The organism is Streptomyces davaonensis JCM 4913 (genome assembly GCF_000349325.1).
GTDB lineage: Bacteria > Actinomycetota > Actinomycetes > Streptomycetales > Streptomycetaceae > Streptomyces > Streptomyces davaonensis.
Map to the genome: position 1 here is coordinate 5,513,245 of NC_020504.1, position 23,204 is coordinate 5,536,448.

Consider the following 23,204-nt stretch of genomic DNA (forward strand, 5'->3'; position numbering starts at 1 on the left):
AAGGCCCAGAAAACGCAGACGACCCGCGAGCTCGGGTCCTCCGCCAGGGCGGGAGGGCCGGCCGGACGTACCGGCGAGCTCGCGGGTCGGGTGACTGCTTGGGATTGGGCCGGCTGCACGCATCTGTCACGCACTGGTCCGGCACCGCACTTGCGGGGTGTCGGGCCGCTAGCCCGCAGCCACCTCACGCGTCCGGTTTCCATACATCTGCCGAACCACCTCCCTTCTCGTGTGCACCACACACTAGGAACCGCCCGCGACGGGATCAACCGCTTTTTTTCTGAGGTTGGGGTGCACGCGGCATGGGGAGGGGTGGGGGATGGATGATCTTCGGGTCGAGGCGGCCGTCGGTGACCGCATGCTGGAGCAGTGGCGGTACGTCCACAACGTCATCGTGCCGCCGGATGAGCTGAGTGCCGATGAGGTGCGGGAGCGGAGTGGGCGGCATCGGCTGGAGAATGCGTATGTCGGGGATGAGCTCGTGGGGTGCTCGACCGTGCGGCCGCCGGATGGGGAGGAGGCAGTAGCGACTGTCATCGCGCGCGTGCTGCCCGAGCATCGGGGGCGCGGGTTTGGGGGCGTCCTGTATGAGCACTGTCTCGCCCACGCGCGGGGGCTCGGTGCTCAGGGGATCCAGACCGTCGTTCTTGCCGCCAACGCCGACGGGGTGCGGTTTGCCGAGGTGCGGGGATTCGTCGAGGTGGAGCGGTATGTCGCGCCTGAGGACGAGAATGAAGTCTGGCTCACGCTCAGACTTGAGGCATGAGTGGTACGACGTTTCCTGCGTGCAACGATTCCCTCAATCTTGCAGGGAACCGGGTGTGTGCTGCGTCACGTTCGAGTTGAATGATTGTTAGTGAGCGAACCGCCGCACCGTACGCGTGCGGACGCGGCTTGGCAGGGGGTCCAGGTGAGTGCTTCCCGGCGTAGTGGGACCACCGACGAGCTGGGGCCGGACGAGCCCGAGGGTCCCGGTCCTGAGGGCTCCGGCGGCTCCGACCTGCTCGCCGCGCTGCTGGACGGCATGGACGCGGCTTTGTGCGCCTTCGACGCCGGTGGGGTCGTGACCCATTGGAACCGTGAGGCCGAGCGCATTCTGGGCTGGACCGCCGCCGAGGCTGTGGGGCGGCCGGGGTTCGCCGGCTGGGCCGTGCGCAGCGCCGACGCCGAGGAGGTCGAGGGGCGGCTGATGTCCGCCATGGACGCTCCGGGGCGGCAGGTGCACGAGTTCGCGCTGCTCACCAAGGACGGCGGCCGGGTGCTCGTACGGACCCAGTCCGCGGCCGTACGCGGGCCCGACGGCAAGCCCGCCGGCGTGTACTGCGCCTTCAGCGAGGTCCACGCCCAGATCGATCTGGAACGCTCCATCGCGCTCAGTGAGGCCCTCTTCGAGGACGCCTCCTGGGGCGTCGTCCTGGTCGACGCCGATCTGCGCCCCGCCGTCGTCAACGCCCACGCCGCCCGCGCGCTCGGCGTCGGCCGTACGACCGTCCTGGGCCGCCCGCTGGGCGAGCTGCTCGCCCAGGGCGTCGAGGAGTTGGAGAGCGCGCTCACCCATGTCCTCGCGGAGGGCGCGCCGCCCGCGCCCGCCGAGCTGTGGGTCAGCGTGCGCACCCCGGAGGGCGAGCAGCGGCGCTGCTGGCGCTGCGGATTCGTGCGGCTGGCCTCACCGCTGGCCGAGGAGCCCGTGCCGCTCGGTGTGGGCTGGCTCTTCCAGGACGTGACCGAGGCCAAGCAGGGCGAGCAGGAGGCGGCGCTGCTGCGGTTCCGCACTAACCAGCTGCACCGGGCCGCGCGGGCCGCGGCCGAGTGCGAGGACCCGGCGGAGGCGGCCACCGTCCACCTCGACTTCGCGCTCGCCGGTTTCGCCGACCATGCCCTGATCGACCGGGTCGCGGGCGGCTTCCTCGGCGACGCGGACGCGGCCGGGCAGGTCCGCCTGGTCAGGGCCGCCGCGACGCCCTCGGGACCGCCCGGACCCAGCCTGCCCACCGGCGCCGCGGGCCTGCCCGTGCGCTACCCGGAGGGCCACCCGGCACTCCAGTGCGTGGCCCGCGCCGGATCGGTCCGGGCCAGCGTCGGCACCGTCCCGCCGGAACAGGCCCGCCTGTGGGCCGAGGCCCGGCGGTGGCCGTCCGACTCGGTGCACGCGCTGTGCGCGGTTCTGCGCAGCCGGGGCCGGACCCTGGGTGTGGTGACGTTCCTGCGCGGGGGCGGCCGTAGCCCCTTCGAGCGCTCGGATGCGACCTACGCGGAGGACGTGGCGGCGCGCATCGCGACCGCCCTGGACCTGGCGAGCGCGCTGTGAGGGTTCAGCGCCGGTAGAAGATCCGGTCGCCGTACTCCTCCATCACGCGCCCGTTCCACTCGTGTCCGCCGTCCACGTTGCCGGAGCGCAGCAGCGGTGGTTCGATGCCGCGGTCGGCCAGGGCGCCCGCCGCTGTGGCCATGACGGCCTGCATCAGGGCAGCGGTGACGACCGTGGACGCGGGCGCGAACGGTGCCGGAACCGTGTCCAGGGTCAGCTCGGCGTCCCCGACGGGGATCTTGGAGTCGAGGACCAGATCGCAGTGGTCCTTCAGGAACGTCCCGGACACGTGCCGTGACTTGGTCTCGGTGGCGTACGCCACCGACGTCACCCCGATGACCTTCACGCCCAGCGCGCGGGCGTTGAGGGCCATCTCCACGGGCAGGGCGTTGCGCCCGGACAGGGAGATGATCACCAGGACGTCCCCCGCGCGGAGCGGTGAGCTGTCCAGTACGGCCGCCGCGAGCCCGTCGACCCGCTCCAGGGCGGATCCCAGCGTCGCGGGCATCACGTCCACGCCGACGACTCCCGGCACGGCCAGCAGGTTCATCAGCGCGAGCCCGCCCGCGCGGTATACGACGTCCTGCGCGGCCAGCGAGGAGTGTCCGGCGCCGAAGGCGAACAGCCGCCCGCCTCCGGCGACCGCGTCGGCGAGCAGTGCGCCGGCCGACTCGATGTTCTCGGCCTCCTCGTCGCGGACCTGCTGGAGCAGCCCGATCGCGGCGTCGAAGAACTGGCCGGACAGCTTGCGGTCGCTCATGCGCGGGGCCCCTTTGCCGTGCGAAGTCCGTTGGCGTTCATGTGCCGGTCGTGTGCCGGTCGTGATCTGTGTCGCGGATCACCGTGCGGTCTGGACCAGTGCGGTGTCAATACGGCGGGGGCGCGGGGTCGACACGGCGCGGGGCGTGGGCCGGGGGCGCGCATGCCAGGGAGCTGCCGATCCCCGTGGGCAAGCGCGAAACCCCCTGGTTTCAACGGCGCGGCACGGTTGTCAGCGCTATGCGTCAGAATTGAAGCCAGGGCCAGCGCACGCGCCGCGAAGCTGTCGCGCTTCCGGCAGATCTCATCGAGGGGCACGTATGTCCGGACTGATCGACACCACGGAGATGTATCTCCGCACCATCCTCGAGCTGGAAGAGGAAGGTGTGGTCCCGATGCGTGCCCGGATCGCCGAGCGGCTCGACCAGAGCGGGCCGACGGTCAGCCAGACGGTGGCGCGGATGGAGCGTGACGGTCTGGTGTCCGTCGCCTCGGACCGCCATCTGGAGCTGACCGACGAAGGCCGCCGCCTGGCCACCCGCGTGATGCGCAAGCACCGGCTCGCCGAGTGTCTGCTCGTCGACGTGATCGGCCTGGAGTGGGAGCAGGTGCACGCCGAGGCCTGTCGCTGGGAGCACGTGATGAGCGAGGCCGTCGAGCGTCGCGTCCTGGAGCTGCTGCGCCACCCCACCGAGTCGCCCTACGGCAACCCGATCCCCGGCCTGGAGGAGCTCGGTGAGAAGGACGGCGCCGACCCGTTCCTCGACGAGGGCATGGTCTCGCTGGCCGAGCTGGCCCCGGGGCTGGAGGGCAAGACCGTCGTCGTGCGCCGGATCGGCGAGCCGATCCAGACGGACGCGCAGTTGATGTACACGCTGCGTCGCGCGGGCGTGCAGCCCGGTTCGGTGGTCAGCGTGACCGAGTCGGCGGGCGGCGTGCTGGTGGGCAGTGGCGGCGAGGCGGCCGAGCTGGAGGCGGACATCGCCTCGCACGTGTTCGTCGCCAAGCGCTGAGCCCGCCGTCACTTCGATGGCAACTCCTGGTGTCCCAGGGGTAGTTGGGGCGACCCCTCGAACGCGCCGAATCGAAGATTCAGTCCGTCGAATCGCAGCGCTCGGGCGCCGCGCGTGCGAGGCTGTCGCGTGAGGCATATGACCTGAGGGGGCGGAGGATGTGCCGCAGACGTGTGGAGGGCCCCGGCGCCATACGGCGCCGGGGCCTGTCCTCCCCTTTTCCGACCCGGAGCCCCGAGCTCCCAGGGTCGTTCCCCTCGGACCGTTTTCCCCGAGCGGTCCGCTCCCGTTGAAGATCTCCCCTCGGCTGCGGTGGCCAACCCTTGAGGGGGGTCACTCGAATGAGGGGTGTTACCCGCCGAGACAGCGTTTTCGAATGGAGGTTCGATAGCCTGGGGGTGACGGGTCGCGCGGGACGCGCGCTCGGATAAATGCACACAAAGGCACGGCAGGCGGAGCTAGGGGGGTGCCAGGACCTATGGCGCGGCGCATCGACGTGACCGGTACGGGCGGGGTACGCCTCGCGGCCTGGGAGTTCGGCGACCCGCCCAAGAGCGACCGCACGACGTCCACCGGGGGCGAGCCGGAGCTGCCGGGACCGGGCGAGCGTGGACCGGGCGTGCTGTTACTGCACGGGCTGATGGGCCGTGCCTCGCACTGGGCGCCCACGGCCCGCTGGCTCTCCGAACGGCATCGCGCGGTCGCCCTGGACCAGCGCGGACACGGCCGCAGCGACAAACCGGCCGAAGCGGCCTTCACGCGCGAGGCGTATGTGGACGACGCCGAGGCCGCCCTCGAACAGCTCGGCCTCGCCCCGGCCGTCCTCATCGGCCATGCGATGGGCGCGCTGACCGCGTGGCAGCTCGCCGCGAAGCGGCCCGACCTGGTGTCGGGCGTGATCATCTGTGACATGCGGGCGTCGGCGCTGGGTGCCGCCTCGCAGCGTGAGTGGGCGGACTGGTTCAAGTCCTGGCCCGTGCCCTTCGCGACCCTCGCCGACGTGCGGAAGTGGTTCGGCGAGGACGACCCCTGGGTGGAGCGGCCCAACCCCGCGCGGGGGGAGTTCTACGCCGAGGTCATGCAGGAGTGCGAGGACGGGTGGCGGCCGGTCTTCGAGCACGAGCAGATGCTGAAGTCCCGTGAGACATGGGTGTACGACGCGCACTGGGAGGAACTGGCGCAGGTCCAGTGCCCCGCGCTGGTCGTACGGGGCTTGGACGGCGAGCTGGGCCGTGCCGAGGCGCAGGAGATGGTGCGGGTGCTGCCCAAGGGGGAGTACGCGGAGGTCGCCGACGCGGGGCATCTTGTGCACTATGACCAGCCGGAGGCGTGGCGGGGGGCGATCGAGCCGTTCCTGGACGCGGTACGGACAGTGTGACCCCTGGGGAAAGTCCTAGCCCTTGCTCACCGCTGTAAGGATCTCCGGCAGCCTCGCCGCCGTCTGCGGTGCCGCCAGCCTCAGTCCCGCGAACGTGATGGCCGCCCCGTACGCCGTCCCCACCGGCAGGAGCAGCCAGCGCCAGTCCTCGCCGTCCGCCGTGATGTTGAGCCAGATCGTGAGGGCGATGACCGGGGCGCACAGCAGGGCCGCTGCGATCATGCCGCCGAAGATGGAGATCCAGGCGAGGCCCACCTGGCCCGGCGCCACGTTCTTGTAGCCCTCCTGCGGGATGGAGTACGGGAAGCGGGCCGAGGTCCACGCGCCGGTCGCCAGCATCGCGCCGAGCAGGGCGAAGGAGAGGCCGAGTGCCTCGGGCAGGCGCGACCAGTCGGCGAGCAGGGCCGCCGTGAGAACCGTCACCAGCGTCGCGTACGGCAGGGTGATCACCAGAAGTGCCAGCGCACGCGCGCGGAGTTCGGCGTACGCGTCCCGCGCGTCCGAGATCGTCATCGCGACCATCCAGAACGCGGACGTGTCCTGGCCGAACTGGTTGTACATCTGGATCCCGAGCATCCCGGCCGCGAAACAGGCGAAGTAGAGCGAGCCGGTGCCCTGGAGGGCGTTGAACAGCGGCACGATCATCCCGATGGCCAGCGAGGTCACCCAGGCGGCCTTGGTCTTCGGATCCCGCCAGATGTACCGCAGGCTGCGCTCCATGACCGTCCCGGTACGCCCGGCGGGCAGCAGCCGGCCGAGCCCCGTGGACTCCCGTACGGCGGTCTCGGCCGCCGCCTGGAGCGTCGACCCGTCCGGCTCGGTCATCAGCCGCGTCAGGTGCCGTGACCATACGGCGATCAGGGCGGCCAACGCACCGGCCGTCAGCGCCAGCTGCACCAGGGCCACGCCGTAGGCCCCTTCGCTCGCCGCGTCCACCGCGCCGATCGCCGACGCCGGTGGCACCCAGCGCAGTACGTCCGCCGCCGGGTCGAGCTGCCCGAGCCCGGACGAACCGAGGCGCTGCGCCCCGAAGTTGACGAGCTGCGCGCCGATCGCGATCACCAGACCGCTCAGTACCGCGAGATCCCGGCCCTTGCGGCTGGTCAGCAGCCGGATGTTGGCGGCGGCGACGGCCCGCGCCAGGGCCACGAACACCAGCAGCGCCAGGACGGCTCCGACGACGCCCACCGCGTAGGCCGTCGCGCCGTGCGCCACCGCGATCACCGAGCCGGCCAGCAGGCAGAGCGTGAACAGCGGCCCGATGCCGACCAGGGAGGAAGCGAGCAGGGCGCGCACCAGGGGGCGGGGGCGCAGGGGGAGCATGACCAGGCGGGTCGGGTCGAGGGTCTCGTCGCCGCCGGGGAAGAACAGCGGCATCACCGCCCAGCCGAGCGCCAGCACCGCCACCAGCAGGACGACCACGGACGCGGCGTGGGCGTGGCCGCGCAGCGCGATCAGCCCGATCAGCTGGGCGGCGGCGAACAGCAGCGTGAGGACGGCGGAGGCGACGTAGGCGGCGCGGCGGCCGGAGGACTGGCGCAGCCCGTTGCGCAGCAGGGAGAGTTTCAGCCGCACCAGGACCGGAGTGATCGTGGACGCGCTCATCGGGCGCCGCCGCCCAGCCAGTCGAGGTCGGACCCCGCGTCGCGGCCCTGGGCCCCCACCAGTTCCAGGAACGCCTGCTGGAGGGAGGGCGCGTCGCCGCGGACCTCGGCGAGCGGGCCGTGCGCCCGGATCCGGCCCGCCGCCATGACGGCCACCCAGTCGCACAGCGACTCGACCAGCTCCATGACGTGGGAGGAGAAGACGACGGTGGCGCCGGAGCCGGTGTACCGCTCCAGGACGCCCCGGATGGTCTGCGCGGAGACCGGGTCGACGCCCTCGAACGGCTCGTCGAGGAAGAGTACTTCGGGGTTGTGGAGGAGAGCGGCCGCGAGCCCGATCTTCTTGCGCATACCGGTCGAGTAGTCGACGACCAGCTTGTGCTGGGCCCCGGCCAGGTCCAGCACGTCGAGGAGTTGTGTGGCCCGCTTGTCGACCTCGGCACCGGGCAGCCCGCGCAACCGCCCCGAGTAGGCGAGCAGTTCCCGCCCCGACAGCCGCTCGAACAGCCGCAGCCCCTCCGGCAGCACCCCGATCCGCGCCTTCACCGCCACCGGGTCCCGCCACACGTCGTGCCCGACGACCTCGACGGCCCCCTGATCGGGCCGCAGCAACCCGGTGGCCATGGAGAGAGTCGTGGTCTTCCCGGCGCCGTTGGGCCCGACCAGACCGATGAACTTCCCGGCGGGCAGCTCAAGATCGATGCCGGCAACGGCAACTTGCTGCCCGAACCGCTTCCAGAGTCCTCGTACAGATACGGCCGACGTCATGGACGAACCCTACGGCGCGGGGTTATCGGTCCCGCCCGCACGCGTAGGCGAGCGGTGAGATCAACTCCTCGGCGTCCGGCAGCCAGCGGTTGGCGGGTGTGGGCCGACAGGCCCACTGCACGGCGCCCCGTGACCCGAACCGGGTCGGGGGAGCTGCCACGTAACTGCCCTCGCCCAGCGCGATGAGATCGAGCGACGACGGCGTCCAGCCGAGCTTGCGGACCAGATCGGGCACCTTCACCGAAGCCCCCGGCAGCACGAAGAAGTGCATCCGACGATTCGGCGTCAACGTCACGGGCCCGAGCGTCAGTTCCATCCGCTCCATGCGGGCCAGCGCGAGAAACCCGGCCGTCTCGGCGACGGAGATCGCGTCGAACGTGCGCCCCGTGGGCAGCAGGATCGAGGACAACGGCTGCTTCGACCACATCCGGCGGGCCACCGTGGCACTGCCCGTGGCCTGCGTGCCCCAGTCCGCGCGCGCCGGATGCGCCCCGGGCGCATCGCACGCGGCGTCGCCGCACGAGCAGCGCTGTACCCCGTCGACGGCTTCCAGCCAGGTACCGGGAAAGACGTCCCAGTGGCGCTCCTCGGCGTAGCGTACGGCGGTCTCCAGCAGCGATTCCCCGCGCTGCTTCGGAATCTGAGCGGCTTCAGTGGCCTCGATCGTCTCTTCCACGAACATCACAACTCCCGCACCCACCTCGGGTTACGCCCGTCGCGTGCGCGGGGGAGGAGCATCGATTCCGCAACTGGGGCGCATGGATGCATGTACGGGGGCGCGCGGGAGGATCCGTGGCGAGATCTGGGTAGCCACAAGCGGGGTCGGCTTCATGCCTTACCCCGGCAATCCTCGCATGCCTCGCATTTTCGGTATGTCCGCGGGGCATTGATCTTCACGGCCGGATTCGTTCGGTGCGAAGACAAGTCAACTCGGTGCGTGGGCAGGGCACCGCAGCCACAGGGGGTACGCCATGGCCGCAAGGCCTCTCGTCGCGCGGCAGCCGAACGAACGGTTGCAGGCGCTCATCCAGGAAGCGGGCTGCTCGAACGCCGGGCTCGCCCGCCGGGTCAACATGTGCGGTGCCGAGCACGGTCTTGACCTGCGCTACGACAAGACGTCCGTGGCTCGTTGGCTGCGCGGACAGCAGCCGCGCGGACGCGCCCCGGCGATCATCGCGGAGGCACTCGGCCGCAAACTGGGCCGTACGGTCACGATCGACGAGATCGGGATGGCCAACGGCAAGAATCTCGCCTCCGGTGTTGGCCTCCAGTTCTCGCCGACGGTACTGGGCGCCATCGAGCAGGTGTGTGAGCTGTGGCGCAGTGACGTGGGCCGGCGGGACTTCCTGTCCGGCTCGTCCGTCGCCGCGTCCGCGCTGGTCGAGCCCAGCCGGGACTGGCTGATCTCGTCGCCCGACTCCCAGGTCGCGCGCTCGGCGGGCCCGCGCGTGGGCCAGTCCGACGTGGCGGCCGTGAAGGCGATGACGCAGGCGCTGGTCGACCTCGACCATCAGTACGGCAGCGGGCATGTGCGCCCGGTCGTCGTGCACTATCTGAACAGCGTCGTCTCGGGGCTCCTGGCCGGGTCGTACCGGGAGGCCGTGGGGCGTGAACTGTTCGCCGCGGTGGCCCGGTTGACGGAGCTGGCGGGCTACATGGCGATCGACACCGGCCAACCGGGTCTCGCCCAGCGGTACTACATCCAGGCCCTCAGGCTCGCCCAGGCGGCCGGGGACCGCGGCTACGGCGGATACGTACTGGCCGCGTCCATGAGCCATCTGGCGGCGCAGCTCGGGAACCCGCGTGAGATCGCGCAGTTGGCGCGGGCGGCGCAGGAGGGGGCGCGGGGGCGCGTCACCCCGCGCGCGGAGGCGATGTTCTACGCCGCCGAGGCCCGGGGGCACGCGCTCATGGGAGACGCGCGAAGCGCCCAGCTGGCGTCCGGGCGGGCGGTGAGCGCGCTGGAGGCGGCGGATCCGGCCTCCGGGGACGACCCGGCGTGGATCGCCCACTTCGACGGGGCCTATCTGGCCGACGAGTTGGCGCACTGCCACCGCGACCTCGGGCAGGCCGAGGCGGCGGCGCGGTGCGCCGAGGAGTCCCTCGCGGGGTTGCCGGAGGGCAAGGCGCGACGGCGGGCGATCGGCTATGTGCTCCTCGCCACGGCCCAGGTGCAGCAGCGCGAGGTGGAACAGGCCTGCCACACCGGCCTGAAGGCCGTCGAGCTGCTGGAGACCCTGCGCTCCAACCGGGGCGCCGAGTACCTGGAGGACTTCCAGCAACGGCTGGAGCCGTACCGGGAGGAGCCGGTGGTACGGGAGTTCGGGGCGCGGCTGGATCTCCAGGCGGCGTGACGGCGGTACGACAGCGGTTTGGCCAGGGCCGGGAAACACGGCCGTGAACACACGGGAAACAACGGCACCGAGAGGAAGAGGAGGCCAGGGGCAGGGATTGGGGGACCGCGCTGTTACGGCGGTCACAGGGACGGACGTCACGTCCTGAGCTGCGTGGCACGCCGCTCTCGGGACCCGGTAGCGTGAGCCGACGATTCCGAAGGTCCCCCATTCGTAGGAGTCCCGGTGACGCAGAGTGGACAGGGCGAGGAGCCCTCGGCGCGGCCCGCGCGCGAAGGCATCGTGCTGCCCTCAGACGGAGGGGAGCCCTTGCTCCCGGGTATGACGGGCGGCCCCGGCGGCCCCCAGCACCCGGGCCAGCTGACCCCGCCGCCCGCCCCGGCGGCCCCGTCGGGCGGTCAGGCATGGAGCGGCTCCTGGGGGCCCGAGCAGCACCAGCCCCCGGCGGCGCCCCCCGCCCAGGGCTGGACGCCGCCGCCCGCGCAGCCCTGGTCGAGCGGCGAGCAGCCCGCGGCCACCTGGGGCACCCCGGAAGCCGCGTCGCAGCCGCTCCCCCCGGAGACCCCGGCGCCGCAGTACGGCACCCAGGGACAGGGCTACGACCCTCAGCGCGCGGGAACGGTTCCCCCCGCGGCTCCCTACGGCAGCGGCGAGCTTCCGCAGGCGGCCGCCCACCGTGCTGACGCGCTTCCGCCGGCGTCTGCCTACGCGAGCGGCGAGCTTCCGCCCGCGGCCTCGTACGGTGCTGACGCGCTTCCGCCCGCGTCTTCCTACGGCAGCGGCGAGCTTCCGCAGGCGGCCGCCCGCGGCGCGGACCGGCTTCCCACCGCGGCCCCCTACGGCGCCTCCGGTGCGTTTCCGGCCGCTGCCGCCTATGGGGACGACGGCGCCACCCAGTACATCCCGCCGGTCGTGGACGCGCCCGGTGCGGACGGGGCCACGCGGTACATCCCCCCGGTCGTCGACGACGGTGCCACGCAGTACATCCCGCCCGTGGGCGGCGGGGCCCTGCCGCCCGAGGTGAACCCGGAGGCGCCCGGCGAGAGCACGACGGTGCTGGGCCGGGTCCCGCGCGCCGCGGCGCCGGGCCCGGACGCCGAGGCCACGCAGTTCATCGCGCCCGTACCGGCGGGCGGCGGCGAGCGGCAGCCGCCCGCGGAGTTCGACAACCTGTTCCGCAGTGAGCCGGGCGGCGAGCCCCCGGCCGCCTCCACCCAGCAGATGCCGCGCTTCCAGCAGCCGCAGCCCCAGCCGTCCTACGGCGGCGCCCAGCAGCCGCAGTTCATCCCCCGTCGCGAGACGCACGACGACGAGCCCCGCCGCGGCAGTGGCCGTACCGGATCGCGAGTGCCGCTCTTCGCGGCCGTCGGCGTCGGGATCGCCGTCCTCGGCATAGGCGCGGGCGCGATGATGGGCGCCGGTGGCGGGGACGACGGTGACGACAACAAGACCGTCGCCGCCACCGCCCCGGCGAGCCGGTCCGCGTCCCCTTCACCGTCCGTCGACCCGGTCAAGCAGCAGGCCGTGGAGCTGGACAAGCTGCTCGCCGTCAGCGGCAACAGCCGGACCATGGTCATCAACGCGGTGGCCGACGTGAGGGCGTGCACCAACCTCGGCCAGGCCGCCAAGGACCTCAGGGACGCCGCCAAGCAGCGCACCGACCTGGTGACCAAACTGGGCACGCTGTCCGTGGACAAGCTGCCGCAGAACGCCGAGCTGACCGCGGCCCTCACCAAGGCCTGGCAGGCGTCCGCGTCGGCGGACAGCCACTACGCGACCTGGGCCGACCAGGTCGCGCAGCGCAAGGGCAAGATCTGCCGGAAGGGGAAGGCCGCCGACACCCCCCAGACCCGGGCGGGCAACCAGGCCAGCGTCACGGCCAGCACCGAGAAGACCAAGGCCGCGGGTCTGTGGAACTCGATCGCGAAGTCGTACGGCCTGACCGAGCGCCAGCCGACCCAGCTCTAGGGAGCCGGCGGGGCGGTCAGCTCAGGTCGGCCTGCTGAAGGGTCTTCGTCACGTTGATGAAGCCCTTGCGGGCCGCCACCAGTCGGCCGTCCCGGACGACCTGGAGCGTCACATTGGCGTTGACCAGCTGAGGGAAGCCGACCGAGGCGAGGCTCTCGGAGTACTCCCAGCTCAGCTTGGGCGTGAGTCCACCGGTGTCGATCTCCAGACCGTCGTCCAGGGCCCGGCGGACCGAGCGGGCGGTCACCTCGCCGTCGCCGATGGATTCCACGGCGGCCTTGAACACGGTGTAGGCGATCCAGGTGGTCTGCACTCCGGCGTCCGCGGGGTCGATGCGGTTGTCGCTGAAGGCGTGCTTGGTGATCGCTGCCTTCATCCGGTCCCAGCGAGCGTCGCTGGCCACCGGGTACCAGCCCGTGATGTACGCCCCCTCGTACGGTCCCGACTTGCCACCAGAGGCGTTGATCACGGTCTGGTCGACGCTGCCCAGCACGGTCGCCGTGCGGACGTTTCCGGACTCCTCGAGGCCGCGCCGGAAGGAGTCCATGAAGGTGCTGGTGCGGTCCCCGAGGGCGGGCACCACACAGCCGGGGCGGGTCTGGTCGGTGGTGGCGGTGTATGTCAGCGCCTGCGAGGACTGTCCTGCGTACTCGGTGGCGTCCTCCGCCGCGAGCTGGTCGTTCGCGTCGGCGTGGCCGCCGGCGGAGAGCCCGGAGTTCAACAGCGGGGGCAGTTCGTCGCCCGCGATGCTGTCAGGCCGTACGAGCGCCACGGGCCCGCACTCCGTGGCCAGCTCCCGGCCGAGGCCGGCCAGCAGGCTGGGCTGGCCCCCGTTGACCGGGTAGGAGAGCGGGCTGGTGAACTCGGCGCCGGTGACGCCGTAGCCGCCGATGTACGGGATGCCCGCGCTCTCCAGCGTGGGGAAGAAGGAGTCGCCGTACTGGCTGTAGGAGCCGACGACGGCGACCACGTTCTCGTCGACGGCGCGCTCGGCGCACTTCGCCGCGCCGACGCTGTCGTTGTGGTCGTTGCAGTTCAGGACGCGCAGCTTGCGGCCGTTGAGACCGCCCTGGGAGTTGATCCAGCGTGCGTACGCCAGGGCGAGCGCGGGCATGCCGGGCTTGTTGGTGGCCTTGGTGTCCTGAGGTGCCCAGGTCATCACGGTGATGGTGCCGTCATCCCCAGCGCCCCCCGTGACGCCGGGGATGACCCCGCAACCGACAGCGAGCGACGCACACGCGATCAGTGCCGCCGCTTTGCTCACGGTGGCTCTGAGGGGTTGCGCGAACGCGGGGAGGTGGGTATTGCGTATGCGACGCCTGCCGGTCATGGACACGCACGATTCCGCCACATCACTAACCCGGGAGTCATCCGTGGTCAACAGAAGGTGACCACAAGGTGAATTGCGGGGGTCGTCGAACTCCGTTCGAGGGAGAACGTACGATCGATGACCGTGCAAGGTTCGGAGAACTCTTCCCGTCGCGGCCGTCGCTCCTCCACCATGGGCGGCATGCCACTGAATGACATGCCGTGGTGGCGCTGGCGCAGCAATGTGCGCTCCGCGCTGCACATGCTCTCCGACCCGGTGTTCCAGAGGGACGTCTGGCTGGCCGGTGTCGACGGCTACGGAGACGTCACCGATGCCGTGTACCGCCTGGTCGAGGACACCTGGCTGGACAACTGGTCCGCCGAGAAATACGTCGGCACGATCTTCCGGGACTCCCAGGAGGCGGCGCTCGTCGACACCGCCGTGCTGCGGGTGCTGCGGATCATGCACCAGGTCGGGCCCGACGCCCCGGTCGCCGCGTACCTGGAGCACCAGGGGTGGCCGGACGCGGTGCGCGCGGCGCGGGACGCGCATGTGCGGATGGCGGCGAGCGACGGGGACGAGCCGGACACCCCGCCGCGCACCCTGGAAGTGCTGCGGATCATGACGAGGTCCGCGTAGCGGGACGGCCCTGATCGGCGGGCGCCGTTTGTGGGACCCTGTGCTGCATGAACGAGCAGTCCGACCGAGCCGCGGTCACCCCCGACCAGTACGTCCTCACCCTCTCCTGCCCCGACAAGCAGGGCATCGTGCACGCCGTGTCGAGCTACCTCTTCATGACCGGCTGCAACATCGAGGACAGCCAGCAGTTCGGGGACCACGACACGGGTCTGTTCTTCATGCGCGTCCACTTCTCGGCGGAGTCGCCGGTGACGGTGGACAAGCTGCGGGCGAGCTTCGCGGCGATCGGTGACTCCTTCCAGATGGACTGGCAGATCAACCGGGCCGACGAGAAGATGCGCATCGTCCTGATGGTCTCCAAGTTCGGGCACTGCCTGAACGACCTGCTGTTCCGGGCGCGGATCGGGGCGCTGCCGGTGGAGATCGCGGCGGTGGTGTCCAACCACACGGAGTTCGCCGAGCTGGTGGGCTCGTACAACATTCCTTACCACCACATCCCCGTGACGAAGGACACCAAGGCGCAGGCCGAGGCGCGGCTGCTGGAGATCGTGCGCGAGGAGAACGTCGAGCTGGTGGTGCTCGCCCGCTATATGCAGGTGCTCTCGGACGACCTGTGCAAGCAGCTGAGCGGGCGGATCATCAACATCCACCACTCCTTCCTGCCGAGCTTCAAGGGCGCGAAGCCGTACCACCAGGCGCATACACGGGGCGTGAAGCTGATCGGTGCGACGGCGCACTACGTGACGGCGGATCTCGATGAGGGGCCGATCATCGAGCAGGAGGTCGAGCGGGTGGGGCACGACGTCACCCCGGACCAGTTGGTGGCCGTCGGGCGCGATGTCGAGTGCCAGGCGCTGGCGCGGGCCGTGAAGTGGCATGCGGAGCGGCGGATTCTGCTGAATGGGCGACGGACGGTTGTGTTCGCCTAGTTGCTTGCGGGGTTCTGTTTCGTAGGCGGCTGCGGGTGATTCGTGGTTGCTCGCGCAGTTCCCCGCGCCCCTGGACGTCGGACCAGTGGACCCACGCTTTCAGGGGCGCGGGGAACTGCGCGACCAGCCCCCACCCACCCGCAGCCGCCTACGAAGCAGCAACCCGCCCTACATCCGGCTCAGCGACGCCACGGAGAACAGCACATCCCGGATCGCGTCACGGTCACCGACCTGCCCCGCCGCAGCCTCCGCGGGTGGGACATGGCCCGCCGCCAGCTGACAGAACTCCGCCCCGTCCAACGCCACGTGCGCGACTTCCCGCTCGACAGAGCCCACCGCCGCCAGCGAGTCCAGCGGGATCAGCCACTCGCCCCCGCCCGACCCCTCGATCTCCAGCCGCAGGCTACGGCCCCGACCGGGCGCCGCAAGCCCCTTCCTTCGGCGCTCGGCCAGCGCGGCGGGGAGCATCCGGGCCGCCAGGTCGATCATGTCGTGCAGATGCCGGCCCGACGGCGGCTCGTAGGGATAGTCCACGGCGTCCGCGATGTCCCCCGCGTGCACCCAGCACTCGAACGCCCGGTCCAGCATCGCGTCATGCAGCGGCAGTTCGAAGTCGCCGTAGGAGACGGGCAGCGCGCCCGCCTGGCCGCCGGTGAAGGAGACCGTGCGGACCAGGTCGTGGCTCTGCTCCCGCCAGGGCGCCCGCACCGCGCGGGTGGGCGGGAAGTGTGAGGCCCGCCAGTACGCCTCGGTCCGGGCGGACGGGGTGGGGCGGTCGGCCGGGACCTCGCCCAGCGGGTCGTCCAGGCCCAGGGTGAGCGCGACCAGGCCGTCGACGCTGAGCAGATGCGCGATCACCCCGGCGACCGTCGTACGGCGGCTGGTCGCCTTGTCGGCGCGGAACCAGCGCAGTCGCACGGGCGCGTGCCACTCGGCGTCCCCGAAGTCCTGAAGCAGCGCGTCAAGGCGCGCCGTCTCGGCGTCGTACGCGGTCGCCCAGCCGGGGACCGGGATGCGCGGTGGGCGGCGCTCCAGGCAGCTCTCCAGGACCCGGGTGCGCAGGGCGGGGTCCAGGTCGAGGCTCTCCGTCGGGTGCAGCAGACCGACCGCCTCGCGCAGCCGCAGTGCCTCGTCGGCGCAGGTGCCGCAGTCGCCGAGATGCGCCTCCACGGCGAGCGCCTCCTCGGCCGAGCAGGCGGCCAGCGCCCACGCGCCGAGCAGGGACTTCAGCACCGGGTGCGCCAGGACGAGCGGGGCCGGCCGGTCCAGTTCGGGCAAGGGCCTGCCGGTGTCCTCGACGGAGGCGCGGGGCAGCGGTATGCGGGGCGGCTGGTTCGGTTCGGGGCGCGGGCTGTCGCCGCCGCCGTCGGCGGGGCCACCGGGAGCGGACGCGCCGGCGTTCCGGTCGTCGCCGCCCTGCTGCCGCTGATCGTCCTTGTGCTCCTTGTTCGGCTCGCCGTCTCCCCCGTGGTCGTCGTACGCCTCGAACCGGCCCAGGTCGCTCACACCGCACCCCCGTGTCCCGGCGGGGCGCCGGCGTCGTGGGCGGTGGCCAGGAGCTGGAGGCCGAGGCGGAGCCGGCGGCGGGCCTCGTCCTCGGTCACGCCGAGGTCGGCGGCGGTCTGGCGGTAGTCGCGGCGCTGGAAGTAGGCCAGCTCCAGGGCGGCGCGCAGGGGCACCGGCATGGCCTGGACGATGTAGTCGGCGCGGGCGGCGACCGAGGCGTGGCGCACCTTGCGCTCCAGGTCCTCGGGGGTGCCGTGGCCGCCCTGGGCGAGCGCGGCCGTCTCGGTGGCGCGCAGGCGCCGTACGGCGAGGCGGTGGGTGAGGTCGGCCACCCAGGAGCGCAGCGGGCCCTGCTTGGGGTCGTAGGCGTCGGGGTGCTCCCAGACGTGGGTGAAGACCTCGCGGGTGACGCTGTCGGCGGCGTGCTCGTCGCCGAGGACGGTGTGGGCCAGGCCGTGCACCAGCGAGGCGAAGCGGTCGTAGACCTCGCCGAGGGCGGCCGCCTCGCCGCGTGCCAGGCGCTGCTGCATCTTGCGGTCCCAGCGGGGCGGTGCGTCCTTCTTCGCCATGCGGCCCCCTCCCGTCACACTGCCTGTGCCCTGGTCAAGACTGCTCCCACCGTCTCCTCGAATGTAGTCGGCACCTCTGACAGCGCACGCCCCTTTGTCGCATTGTGCGCCCCCAGGGAGGCCCGGAGTGATAGTGAACGGTCGCCTACCCGGTTCAGAACTGATCGAACAAGACTGGACACGACAGAAACAAGCCTCTTTGTGACTTTTTCTGTTTCTGGCCCCGAGTTTCAGGGCACTGCCGCTGGGCAGCCGCGCTGCAAGGAAGCGTAGGGACAGCTTCCGTTTGCGGGGGGTCCGGCGAGCGAAGGGCATGGCGGTGGCGTTCAAGGTGACCTGCGAGGAGCAAGGCGGGTGGGCCGTGCTGCGCGTGTCGGGCGAACTGGATCTCGTGACCTCGCCCGCGCTGCGCCAGCGCATACACGACAACGTGGCCGAGGGCCGCCACAGTCTCGTGCTCGATCTGTCCGAGGTCTTCTTCTGCGACTCCAGCGGGGTCGGTGTGCTGATCGCCGCCCGTCGCCTGGTCCGCTCCTGCCGGGGCCGGCTGCGCCTGATCCTGCCCGCCCACGGCGCCGTCGAGGGCTCCCACGTCAACCGCGTCCTCGGTGCCCTGGGCGTCCGGCGCCTGTTCGACGTCCACCCCGACCTGCACTCGGCCACCGACGAGACGACGGGGCCGCTGTCGGCGTAGCGGGTGTCGTTTGGCCACGCCGTTGTCCCAAAATTCCCTCGGTCTTGGCACAACCAACACTTTCTTGCTCGCGGACGGCCCCCGGCGTCGTACGCTCCGTGCCAGAAGCACCCCACGTGACGTAAAGGCGGCACGAAAGACATGGTCAGCAGCGAGTACGAGCGCAGGATCGCCGCCCGGTTCGCCACCTTCGACCAGGACGGCAACGGCTACATCGACCGCGCGGACTTCAACGCGGCGGCCAAGGCCGTGCTGGCGGAGTTCGGTACGGCGGCCCGGTCCGACAAGGGCCAGGCGGTGTACATCGGCGCCGAGGCGTTCTGGCAGGGCATGGCGGGAATCGCGGACCGGGACGGCGATCAGCGCATCACGCGGGACGAGTTCGTGGGCGGCGCGGTCAAGCGACTGCGCGACAACCCCGACCGGTTCGCCGAGATCGCCCGCCCCTTCCTGCACGCGGCCCTGGCCGTGGCCGACGGGGACGGCGACGGGGCGGCCACCCTCACCGACACCGTGCGCGTGCTGACCGCCCTGGGCGTGAACGTCGACATCGCGCGGGCGGCCGCGGACACGCTCGACGCCGATCACGACGGCAGGGTGGAGGAGTCCGAGATCGTGACGGCCTTCGCCCGCTACTTCACGGTCCCCGAGTAACGCTCCCTGAGCTTGTACTTGAGCACCTTGCGCAGCGTGTCGTTGCGCGGAAGGGCGTCCACCACCTCCAGTTGCTCCGGCAGCTTGTGCACGGACAGCCCTTCCGCGCGTAGGTACGCGGTGAGCCGTGCCAGACTCAACTCCTCCGCCCCCGGCAGCTGTTCCACGACGGCGCACACGCGCTCCCCGCGCTCGGCGTCGGGCAGCCCGATGACGGCCGCGTCCGCGACCGCCGGGTGCCGGTGCAGCAGATCCTCGATCTCCTGGGCCGAGATGTTCTCCCCCTTGCGGATGATCACGTCCTTCAGTCGCCCGGTGAGCACCAGATGCCCGCCGTCGGTGAGACGGCCCAGGTCGCCGGTGCGCAGGAACCCCTCCGGGTCGAAGGCCGCCGCGCTCTGCGCCGGGTCCAGATAGCCCCGGCACACCGCCTCCCCGCGCAGCCGGACCTCCCCGTCGACGATCCGGATCTCCATCCCCTCGGGCGGCCGCCCCTCCGTGGTGGCGAGCAGCTCCGGGTCGTCGTCCGGATCGCCCATCGTGATCATCGGCACCTCGGTCATGCCGTAGCCATGGGTCAGCTGTACGCCCATCTCCCGGACGACCGAGTGGTACAGCTCCGGCGGTTTGGGCGCCCCGCCGCCCGCGAGCAGCCGGAGCGTCGGGACCACCTTGGTGCCGGGCTGTTTGCGCTGTTCGGTCAGGAACATCGAGTAGAAGGCCGTAGACCCGCCCGCCATCGTCACCCCGTGCCGCCGGAAGCCCGCGAGCGCGTCCGGCAGCGCGAACTGCTCGAACAGCACCGCCGGGAAGCCGTACAGCAGCAGCATCACCATGTAGTCAGGGCCGCCTATGTGGGCGTAGGGGAAGGCGATCGAGCCGATGTCGGCGGAGGCCGGGCGCAGGGCGTGGGCGAGGCAGGAGCCGCCCGCGATCAGCGAACGGTCCGTGTGCAGCACGCCCTTGGGGTCGGAGGTGGTGCCCGACGTCCAGTAGATCCAGCGGACGGAGGTGCCCTCGGCGGGTGGTTCGGGCAGTACGGCCGGATCGCCGTCCGGGAGGCGGTCGTACGCCTCGAACACGCCCTTCGCGCCGAGCCGTCGCGCCATCTCGGTGTGGTCGAAGCCGCGCCAGGTGCCCGGTACGGCGAAGTACTCGGCCTTGGACTCGCGCAGCGCGAAGCCGACCTCGCGGTCCCGGTAGAAGGGGATGACCGGTGACTGCACGGCGCCGAGGCGGGCCAGGGCGAAGGAGAGCAGGACCGTCTCGATCCGGGTGGGCAGTTGCCAGGCCACGACGGTGCCGGGGCGCACGCCCAGGTCGAACAGGCCGGCCGCCACTCGCTCGGCACGCGCGCGTAGCTCGCCGAAGCTCAGGGAGCGGTCCTCCTGGAGGAGGACCGGCCGGTCGGGGGTGCGGGCGGCGCGGCGGGCGAGCAGGTCCCACAGGGTCCGGGCGGAGCTCAGGTCGCGTGCGGTGTCGGTCTCGGTGGCGTCGGTCACGGCGGCGGCCCCTTTGCTGACGATTCGTCAGATCGTGCGCAGAGCGTAGGGCGCCCCGCCTTGTCGGTCCAGGGGTGCGGGGCTAGCCTGAGCTGACGGATCGTCAGATTGGTGGCCGCCGTATGGACCTCTCGTACACGCCCGAGGAGGAGGAGTTCCGGGCGCGCTTGAGGCAGTGGCTCGGCGAGGTGCTGCCGAAGCTGCCTCCGCCGCCGGACCCCTCCGACTGGCCCGGACGACGCGCCTACGACCTCGGCTGGCAGCGCATGCTCCATGACGCCGGGTACGCCGACGTCCACTGGGACGCCTCACCGACCACCCGGCTCATCTACCTGGAGGAGACCGAACGCGCGGGTGCTCCCTATGTGGGCGCGAACTTCGTCGGACTGCTTCACGCGGGGCCCACCATCGCCGCCGAGGGCACCCCCGAACAGCGGGCGCGCTGGCTGCCGCCGATCCTGTGCGGCGCGGAGGTCTGGTGCCAGGGCTTCAGCGAACCCGGCGCGGGATCCGACCTCGCGGCGCTGCGCACGCGCGCGTGGCGCGACGGCGACGACTATGTGGTGACCGGCTCCAAGATCTGGACCTCGCACGCCGAAGTCGCCGACTGGTGCGAGCTGTTGGTGCGCACCGACCTCGACGCCCCCAAGCATCGCGGCATCACCTGGCTGGCGATGCGCATGGACGCCCCGGGCGTCACCGTACGGCCGCTGCGCACCCTCGCCGGGTCCACCGAGTTCGCCGAGGTCTTCCTCGACGAGGTGCGGGTGCCGGTCGCGCACCGGGTCGGCGCGGAGAACGACGGCTGGCGGGTGACGATGGTGACGCTCTCCTTCGAGCGCGGCACGGCCTTCGTCGGCGAGGTCGTCGCCTGCCGCCGCGTCCTGCGCGAACTCGCCGCCGAGGCCCGCGGGAACGGCCGCTGGGACGATCCGGCGCTACGACGCAGGCTCGGCCGCCTGAACGCCGAGTTCCGCGCGCTGTGGCGGCTGACGCAGTGGAACGTGAGCGAGGCGTCGGCCGGCGGCGTGCCCGGGGTGGGCGGTTCGGTTTTCAAACTGAGGTATTCGCACGCCCGCCAGGAGCTCTACGACGCCGCCGCCGACGTCCTCGGGCCCGACGCCCTCGATCTCGGCCGGGGCTGGATGTTCGACCGGCTGTCGTCGCTGTCGTACACCATCGCGGCCGGGACCTCGCAGATCCAGCGGAACATCGTGGCCGAACGGATCCTCGGGCTGCCGAAGGGGCGGTGAGCATGCGGTTCCAACTGAGCGTGGAACAGCGGGCGTTGAAAGCGGGGATGCGGAAGCTGCTGGACCGCCGCCTCGGCCCCGAGGCGCTGCGTGCGGCCGTGGACGCGCCCGGCCTCGACCGGGCCCTGTGGCGGGAGCTGGGGGAGGCGGGGCTCTTCGCGCTGCGGCTGCCCGAGGCGGACGGCGGGGTCGGACTCGGGCTGCCGGAGGCCGTGTTGGTCTTCGAGGAGGCGGGCCGGGCGCTGCTGCCCGGCCCGCTCGCCGCCACTCACCTGGCGGCGGGCTCGGTACCGGGCGCGGCCACCGGGGAGACCGTCGTGACGGCCGTGGACGGCGTCCTGGTGGAGTGGCTGGACGCGGCCGACGTGGTGCTCGGGGACGCATCCGGCGCCGTGTCCCTGCGCTCCGTGGACCCGCTGACGCCGCTTCACCGCGTGCCCGCAGGGGCGGCCCCCGCGGACCCGCTCGCCGTCCTTCTCACCGCCGCCGAACAGCTGGGCACCGCCACGCGCGCGTGCGAGCTGGCCGTGGAACACGCCCGGACCCGTGAGCAGTTCGGACAGCCCGTCGGGGCCTTCCAGGCGGTCAAGCATCTGTGCGCCGACATGCTGGTGCGGGCGGAGACGGCCCGTGCCGCCGTGTACGCGGCCGCCGTGACCCAGGACCCCGCCGACATCGCGGCGGCCCGGCTGCTGGCCGACGAGGCCGCCGTACGCGGCGCCCGCGACTGCCTCCAGGTGCACGGCGGAATGGGCTTCACCTGGGAGTGCGAGGTGCATCTGCATCTGAAGCGGGCCTGGGTCCGGGCGCAGCGTGGCGGTGGCGGTACGGAGAGTGAGGAGCTGCTCGCCGCCGAGTTGGTCGCCTGAGAGGCGAAAAGGGCTTCTGGGCTGCGGATCTGGTGGTGGATCAGCCGTCGATGTCGCGGATTGTGGCATACCGGAACTACGGAGCGTTGATATCGGGTTGTGTCCTAGGTGTGACTCGTCACGTCCTGGAGTCGGCGCCCCGCTCCGGTACCTTGTGTGGGATGCGAGTGGTTCCGAGCACGAGCCATGCCGGAGTGGCCCTTGAGGCGGCTCCGGATCCGGCGATGCGTGCCGGTTCTCGCAGGGTGGGCGCGGTTTCGGCCCCCGCCTGTTCGACTCCCCGTCAAGCGCGTCGCACAGTATCCCGCACGGGTACTCCTTCGCGCTGGAATATGCCCGAAGCGCTTGTTGGGGTGACTGTACGTCAACCATGCTGTCTCGTAAGGGATTCACGTTCCGTGACCCTGGCTCCGGCCATTGTTCTGGTCATGCAAAAAATGGCTACGATCGTGGCCCTCGTGAGGCGCGGGGCTATGAGTCCGCCGGTTCGGATGGTGTGAGCGGTGCAGGTGCTTCAAGTGCAGCTGGAGATCCGGCCCGACCCCGCTGAAGTGGGGCGAGCCCGGCGGTGGGCCCGCTCAAGGCTCGCCGGATCCGGGATAGGGGCCGATGACTCGCTCTCGGAGACCCTGGTCCTGCTCGTGTCCGAACTGGTCACCAACGCCGTGGTGCACACCGGTTGCCCGGCCGTGCTGCGGCTGTTCCTGCCCGGAGCGGCGGCCGGCCCCGATCTGGTCACCGTCCGTCTCGAGGTGGTCGACGCCAGCGGCCGTGCCCCGGTGCCGCGTTGTGCGGGTGGCGGGGAGACCGGCGGCCGGGGCCTCGCCCTCGTCGACGGACTGGCCGACCGCTGGGGCTGGATGCCCGAGGGCCCCGGCAAGCGCATCTGGTGCGAACTCGACCGCTGTGCCGAGCAACGCGAACCCGCCGCGGCCTACGGCGGCGGAGCCTTCGAAGGGCTGGCGTTCGAGGCGGTGTGAGCCGCCGCTGCATGGATGGAGGCGGTGTGACGGCGCCCGCGGGGTACGCGGAGCCGATCGCGGGCCGTCGGCCCTGATCCTTTGCGCCGGACGCGGTGCGATGCGCCGGGACATGCTTCAGCGTGCGCCTGACGCATATGGGGCGTAA

21 protein-coding genes are annotated in these 23,204 nt (G+C 71.6%); 13 read left to right on the forward strand and 8 right to left on the reverse strand.

From position 1 onward, the window contains the following. Positions 1 to 319 precede the first annotated feature (319 nt). Both BN159_RS24460 and BN159_RS24465 read left to right on the forward strand, forming a co-directional pair. Positions 320 to 766, forward strand: coding sequence for a GNAT family N-acetyltransferase (locus tag BN159_RS24460; RefSeq protein ID WP_015659675.1), 447 nt, complete (start codon positions 320 to 322; stop codon positions 764 to 766). Between the two features lie 144 nt (positions 767 to 910). Continuing rightward, entirely contained in the window at positions 911 to 2,308 is a 1,398-nt protein-coding gene (locus BN159_RS24465; protein WP_015659676.1) for a PAS domain-containing protein, read from the forward strand. 4 nt (positions 2,309 to 2,312) lie between these two features. Here BN159_RS24465 and BN159_RS24470 read toward each other — a convergent pair whose 3' ends face one another. Beyond that, positions 2,313 to 3,068 (reverse strand): SIS domain-containing protein, encoded by a 756-nt coding sequence (locus tag BN159_RS24470; protein WP_015659677.1) that lies wholly within the window; start codon positions 3,066 to 3,068, stop codon positions 2,313 to 2,315. Positions 3,069 to 3,387: 319 nt separating this feature from the next. On the opposite strand from BN159_RS24470, the gene BN159_RS24475 reads away from it, so the two are divergent. Together BN159_RS24475 and BN159_RS24480 are read left to right on the forward strand one after the other, a co-directional pair. Next, positions 3,388 to 4,080, forward strand: a complete 693-nt coding sequence (locus BN159_RS24475) for a metal-dependent transcriptional regulator (RefSeq protein WP_015659678.1) — start codon at positions 3,388 to 3,390, stop codon at positions 4,078 to 4,080. A 478-nt stretch (positions 4,081 to 4,558) separates the two neighbouring features. Further along, positions 4,559 to 5,458: an alpha/beta fold hydrolase gene (locus BN159_RS24480; protein ID WP_041819800.1), complete on the forward strand. Its 900-nt coding sequence runs from the start codon at positions 4,559 to 4,561 to the stop codon at positions 5,456 to 5,458. Positions 5,459 to 5,473: 15 nt separating this feature from the next. Here the strand turns inward: BN159_RS24480 and BN159_RS24485 are convergent, their stop codons facing one another. From BN159_RS24485 to BN159_RS24495, 3 genes are read right to left on the reverse strand one after another with little or no spacing between them, the layout of a single operon-like run. Then, entirely contained in the window at positions 5,474 to 7,063 is a 1,590-nt protein-coding gene (locus BN159_RS24485; RefSeq protein WP_015659680.1) for a hypothetical protein, read from the reverse strand. Beyond that, positions 7,060 to 7,830, reverse strand: coding sequence for an ABC transporter ATP-binding protein (locus BN159_RS24490; protein WP_015659681.1), 771 nt, complete (start codon positions 7,828 to 7,830; stop codon positions 7,060 to 7,062). The genes BN159_RS24485 and BN159_RS24490 overlap by 4 nt, the downstream gene beginning before the upstream one ends. Positions 7,831 to 7,852: 22 nt before the next feature. Next, complete coding sequence (locus BN159_RS24495) at positions 7,853 to 8,512, reverse strand: bifunctional DNA primase/polymerase (RefSeq protein ID WP_015659682.1); 660 nt, start codon at positions 8,510 to 8,512, stop codon at positions 7,853 to 7,855. Positions 8,513 to 8,801: 289 nt separating this feature from the next. On the opposite strand from BN159_RS24495, the gene BN159_RS24500 reads away from it, so the two are divergent. Both BN159_RS24500 and BN159_RS24505 read left to right on the forward strand, forming a co-directional pair. Beyond that, positions 8,802 to 10,184 (forward strand): hypothetical protein, encoded by a 1,383-nt coding sequence (locus BN159_RS24500; RefSeq protein ID WP_015659683.1) that lies wholly within the window; start codon positions 8,802 to 8,804, stop codon positions 10,182 to 10,184. A gap of 225 nt (positions 10,185 to 10,409) precedes the next feature. Further along, positions 10,410 to 12,152, forward strand: a complete 1,743-nt coding sequence (locus BN159_RS24505; protein ID WP_015659684.1) for a hypothetical protein — start codon at positions 10,410 to 10,412, stop codon at positions 12,150 to 12,152. Positions 12,153 to 12,168: 16 nt separating this feature from the next. On the opposite strand, the gene BN159_RS24510 is transcribed toward BN159_RS24505, so the two are convergent. After that, positions 12,169 to 13,482, reverse strand: a complete 1,314-nt coding sequence (locus BN159_RS24510; protein WP_015659685.1) for an ABC transporter substrate-binding protein — start codon at positions 13,480 to 13,482, stop codon at positions 12,169 to 12,171. Positions 13,483 to 13,599: 117 nt separating this feature from the next. Between BN159_RS24510 and BN159_RS24515 the strand changes: the two genes are divergently transcribed. Together BN159_RS24515 and purU are read left to right on the forward strand one after the other, a co-directional pair. After that, positions 13,600 to 14,100, forward strand: coding sequence for an SCO4402 family protein (locus BN159_RS24515; RefSeq protein WP_015659686.1), 501 nt, complete (start codon positions 13,600 to 13,602; stop codon positions 14,098 to 14,100). A gap of 47 nt (positions 14,101 to 14,147) precedes the next feature. Beyond that, positions 14,148 to 15,029, forward strand: a complete 882-nt coding sequence (gene purU, locus BN159_RS24520; protein WP_015659687.1) for a formyltetrahydrofolate deformylase — start codon at positions 14,148 to 14,150, stop codon at positions 15,027 to 15,029. Positions 15,030 to 15,197: 168 nt separating this feature from the next. Here purU and BN159_RS24525 read toward each other — a convergent pair whose 3' ends face one another. Together BN159_RS24525 and BN159_RS24530 are read right to left on the reverse strand one after the other, a co-directional pair. Further along, entirely contained in the window at positions 15,198 to 16,535 is a 1,338-nt protein-coding gene (locus BN159_RS24525; RefSeq protein WP_015659688.1) for a maleylpyruvate isomerase N-terminal domain-containing protein, read from the reverse strand. Continuing rightward, positions 16,532 to 17,104: a sigma-70 family RNA polymerase sigma factor gene (locus BN159_RS24530; protein ID WP_015659689.1), complete on the reverse strand. Its 573-nt coding sequence runs from the start codon at positions 17,102 to 17,104 to the stop codon at positions 16,532 to 16,534. Before BN159_RS24530 ends, BN159_RS24525 begins: the two co-directional genes overlap by 4 nt. A gap of 313 nt (positions 17,105 to 17,417) precedes the next feature. Here BN159_RS24530 and BN159_RS24535 point away from each other — a divergent pair, with 313 nt between their 5' ends. Both BN159_RS24535 and BN159_RS24540 read left to right on the forward strand, forming a co-directional pair. Further along, on the forward strand, positions 17,418 to 17,798 hold the full coding sequence (locus BN159_RS24535) for an STAS domain-containing protein (RefSeq protein ID WP_015659690.1): 381 nt from the start codon (positions 17,418 to 17,420) through the stop codon (positions 17,796 to 17,798). A gap of 141 nt (positions 17,799 to 17,939) precedes the next feature. Continuing rightward, positions 17,940 to 18,452 (forward strand): EF-hand domain-containing protein, encoded by a 513-nt coding sequence (locus BN159_RS24540; protein ID WP_015659691.1) that lies wholly within the window; start codon positions 17,940 to 17,942, stop codon positions 18,450 to 18,452. Here BN159_RS24540 and BN159_RS24545 read toward each other — a convergent pair. Beyond that, a complete protein-coding gene (locus tag BN159_RS24545; protein ID WP_015659692.1) occupies positions 18,431 to 19,954 on the reverse strand; it encodes a class I adenylate-forming enzyme family protein in 1,524 nt (507 codons plus the stop codon). The genes BN159_RS24540 and BN159_RS24545 overlap by 22 nt on opposite strands. 122 nt (positions 19,955 to 20,076) lie before the next feature. Here BN159_RS24545 and BN159_RS24550 point away from each other — a divergent pair, with 122 nt between their 5' ends. The 3 genes from BN159_RS24550 to BN159_RS24560 all read left to right on the forward strand — a co-directional run bounded on the left by BN159_RS24550 (position 20,077) and on the right by BN159_RS24560 (position 23,056). Continuing rightward, on the forward strand, positions 20,077 to 21,207 hold the full coding sequence (locus BN159_RS24550) for an acyl-CoA dehydrogenase family protein (RefSeq protein WP_015659693.1): 1,131 nt from the start codon (positions 20,077 to 20,079) through the stop codon (positions 21,205 to 21,207). A gap of 2 nt (positions 21,208 to 21,209) precedes the next feature. Next, complete coding sequence (locus BN159_RS24555; RefSeq protein WP_015659694.1) at positions 21,210 to 22,076, forward strand: acyl-CoA dehydrogenase family protein; 867 nt, start codon at positions 21,210 to 21,212, stop codon at positions 22,074 to 22,076. A 503-nt stretch (positions 22,077 to 22,579) separates the two neighbouring features. Next, positions 22,580 to 23,056, forward strand: a complete 477-nt coding sequence (locus BN159_RS24560; RefSeq protein WP_086016454.1) for an ATP-binding protein — start codon at positions 22,580 to 22,582, stop codon at positions 23,054 to 23,056. The last annotated feature ends 148 nt before the right edge of the window (positions 23,057 to 23,204 follow it).

Coding starts and splice junctions, on each gene's coding strand:
- BN159_RS24540 (WP_015659691.1), top strand. CDS start 17,940: ATGGTCAGCAGCGAGTACGAGCGCAGGATCGCCGCCCGGTTCGCCACC.
- BN159_RS24475 (WP_015659678.1), top strand. CDS start 3,388: ATGTCCGGACTGATCGACACCACGGAGATGTATCTCCGCACCATCCTC.
- BN159_RS24535 (WP_015659690.1), top strand. CDS start 17,418: ATGGCGGTGGCGTTCAAGGTGACCTGCGAGGAGCAAGGCGGGTGGGCC.
- BN159_RS24470 (WP_015659677.1), bottom strand. CDS start 3,068: ATGAGCGACCGCAAGCTGTCCGGCCAGTTCTTCGACGCCGCGATCGGG.
- BN159_RS24485 (WP_015659680.1), bottom strand. CDS start 7,063: ATGAGCGCGTCCACGATCACTCCGGTCCTGGTGCGGCTGAAACTCTCC.
- BN159_RS24495 (WP_015659682.1), bottom strand. CDS start 8,512: ATGTTCGTGGAAGAGACGATCGAGGCCACTGAAGCCGCTCAGATTCCG.
- BN159_RS24550 (WP_015659693.1), top strand. CDS start 20,077: ATGGACCTCTCGTACACGCCCGAGGAGGAGGAGTTCCGGGCGCGCTTG.
- BN159_RS24515 (WP_015659686.1), top strand. CDS start 13,600: ATGACCGTGCAAGGTTCGGAGAACTCTTCCCGTCGCGGCCGTCGCTCC.
- BN159_RS24555 (WP_015659694.1), top strand. CDS start 21,210: ATGCGGTTCCAACTGAGCGTGGAACAGCGGGCGTTGAAAGCGGGGATG.
- BN159_RS24500 (WP_015659683.1), top strand. CDS start 8,802: ATGGCCGCAAGGCCTCTCGTCGCGCGGCAGCCGAACGAACGGTTGCAG.
- BN159_RS24510 (WP_015659685.1), bottom strand. CDS start 13,482: ATGACCGGCAGGCGTCGCATACGCAATACCCACCTCCCCGCGTTCGCG.
- purU (WP_015659687.1), top strand. CDS start 14,148: ATGAACGAGCAGTCCGACCGAGCCGCGGTCACCCCCGACCAGTACGTC.
- BN159_RS24480 (WP_041819800.1), top strand. CDS start 4,559: ATGGCGCGGCGCATCGACGTGACCGGTACGGGCGGGGTACGCCTCGCG.
- BN159_RS24530 (WP_015659689.1), bottom strand. CDS start 17,104: ATGGCGAAGAAGGACGCACCGCCCCGCTGGGACCGCAAGATGCAGCAG.
- BN159_RS24490 (WP_015659681.1), bottom strand. CDS start 7,830: ATGACGTCGGCCGTATCTGTACGAGGACTCTGGAAGCGGTTCGGGCAG.
- BN159_RS24460 (WP_015659675.1), top strand. CDS start 320: ATGGATGATCTTCGGGTCGAGGCGGCCGTCGGTGACCGCATGCTGGAG.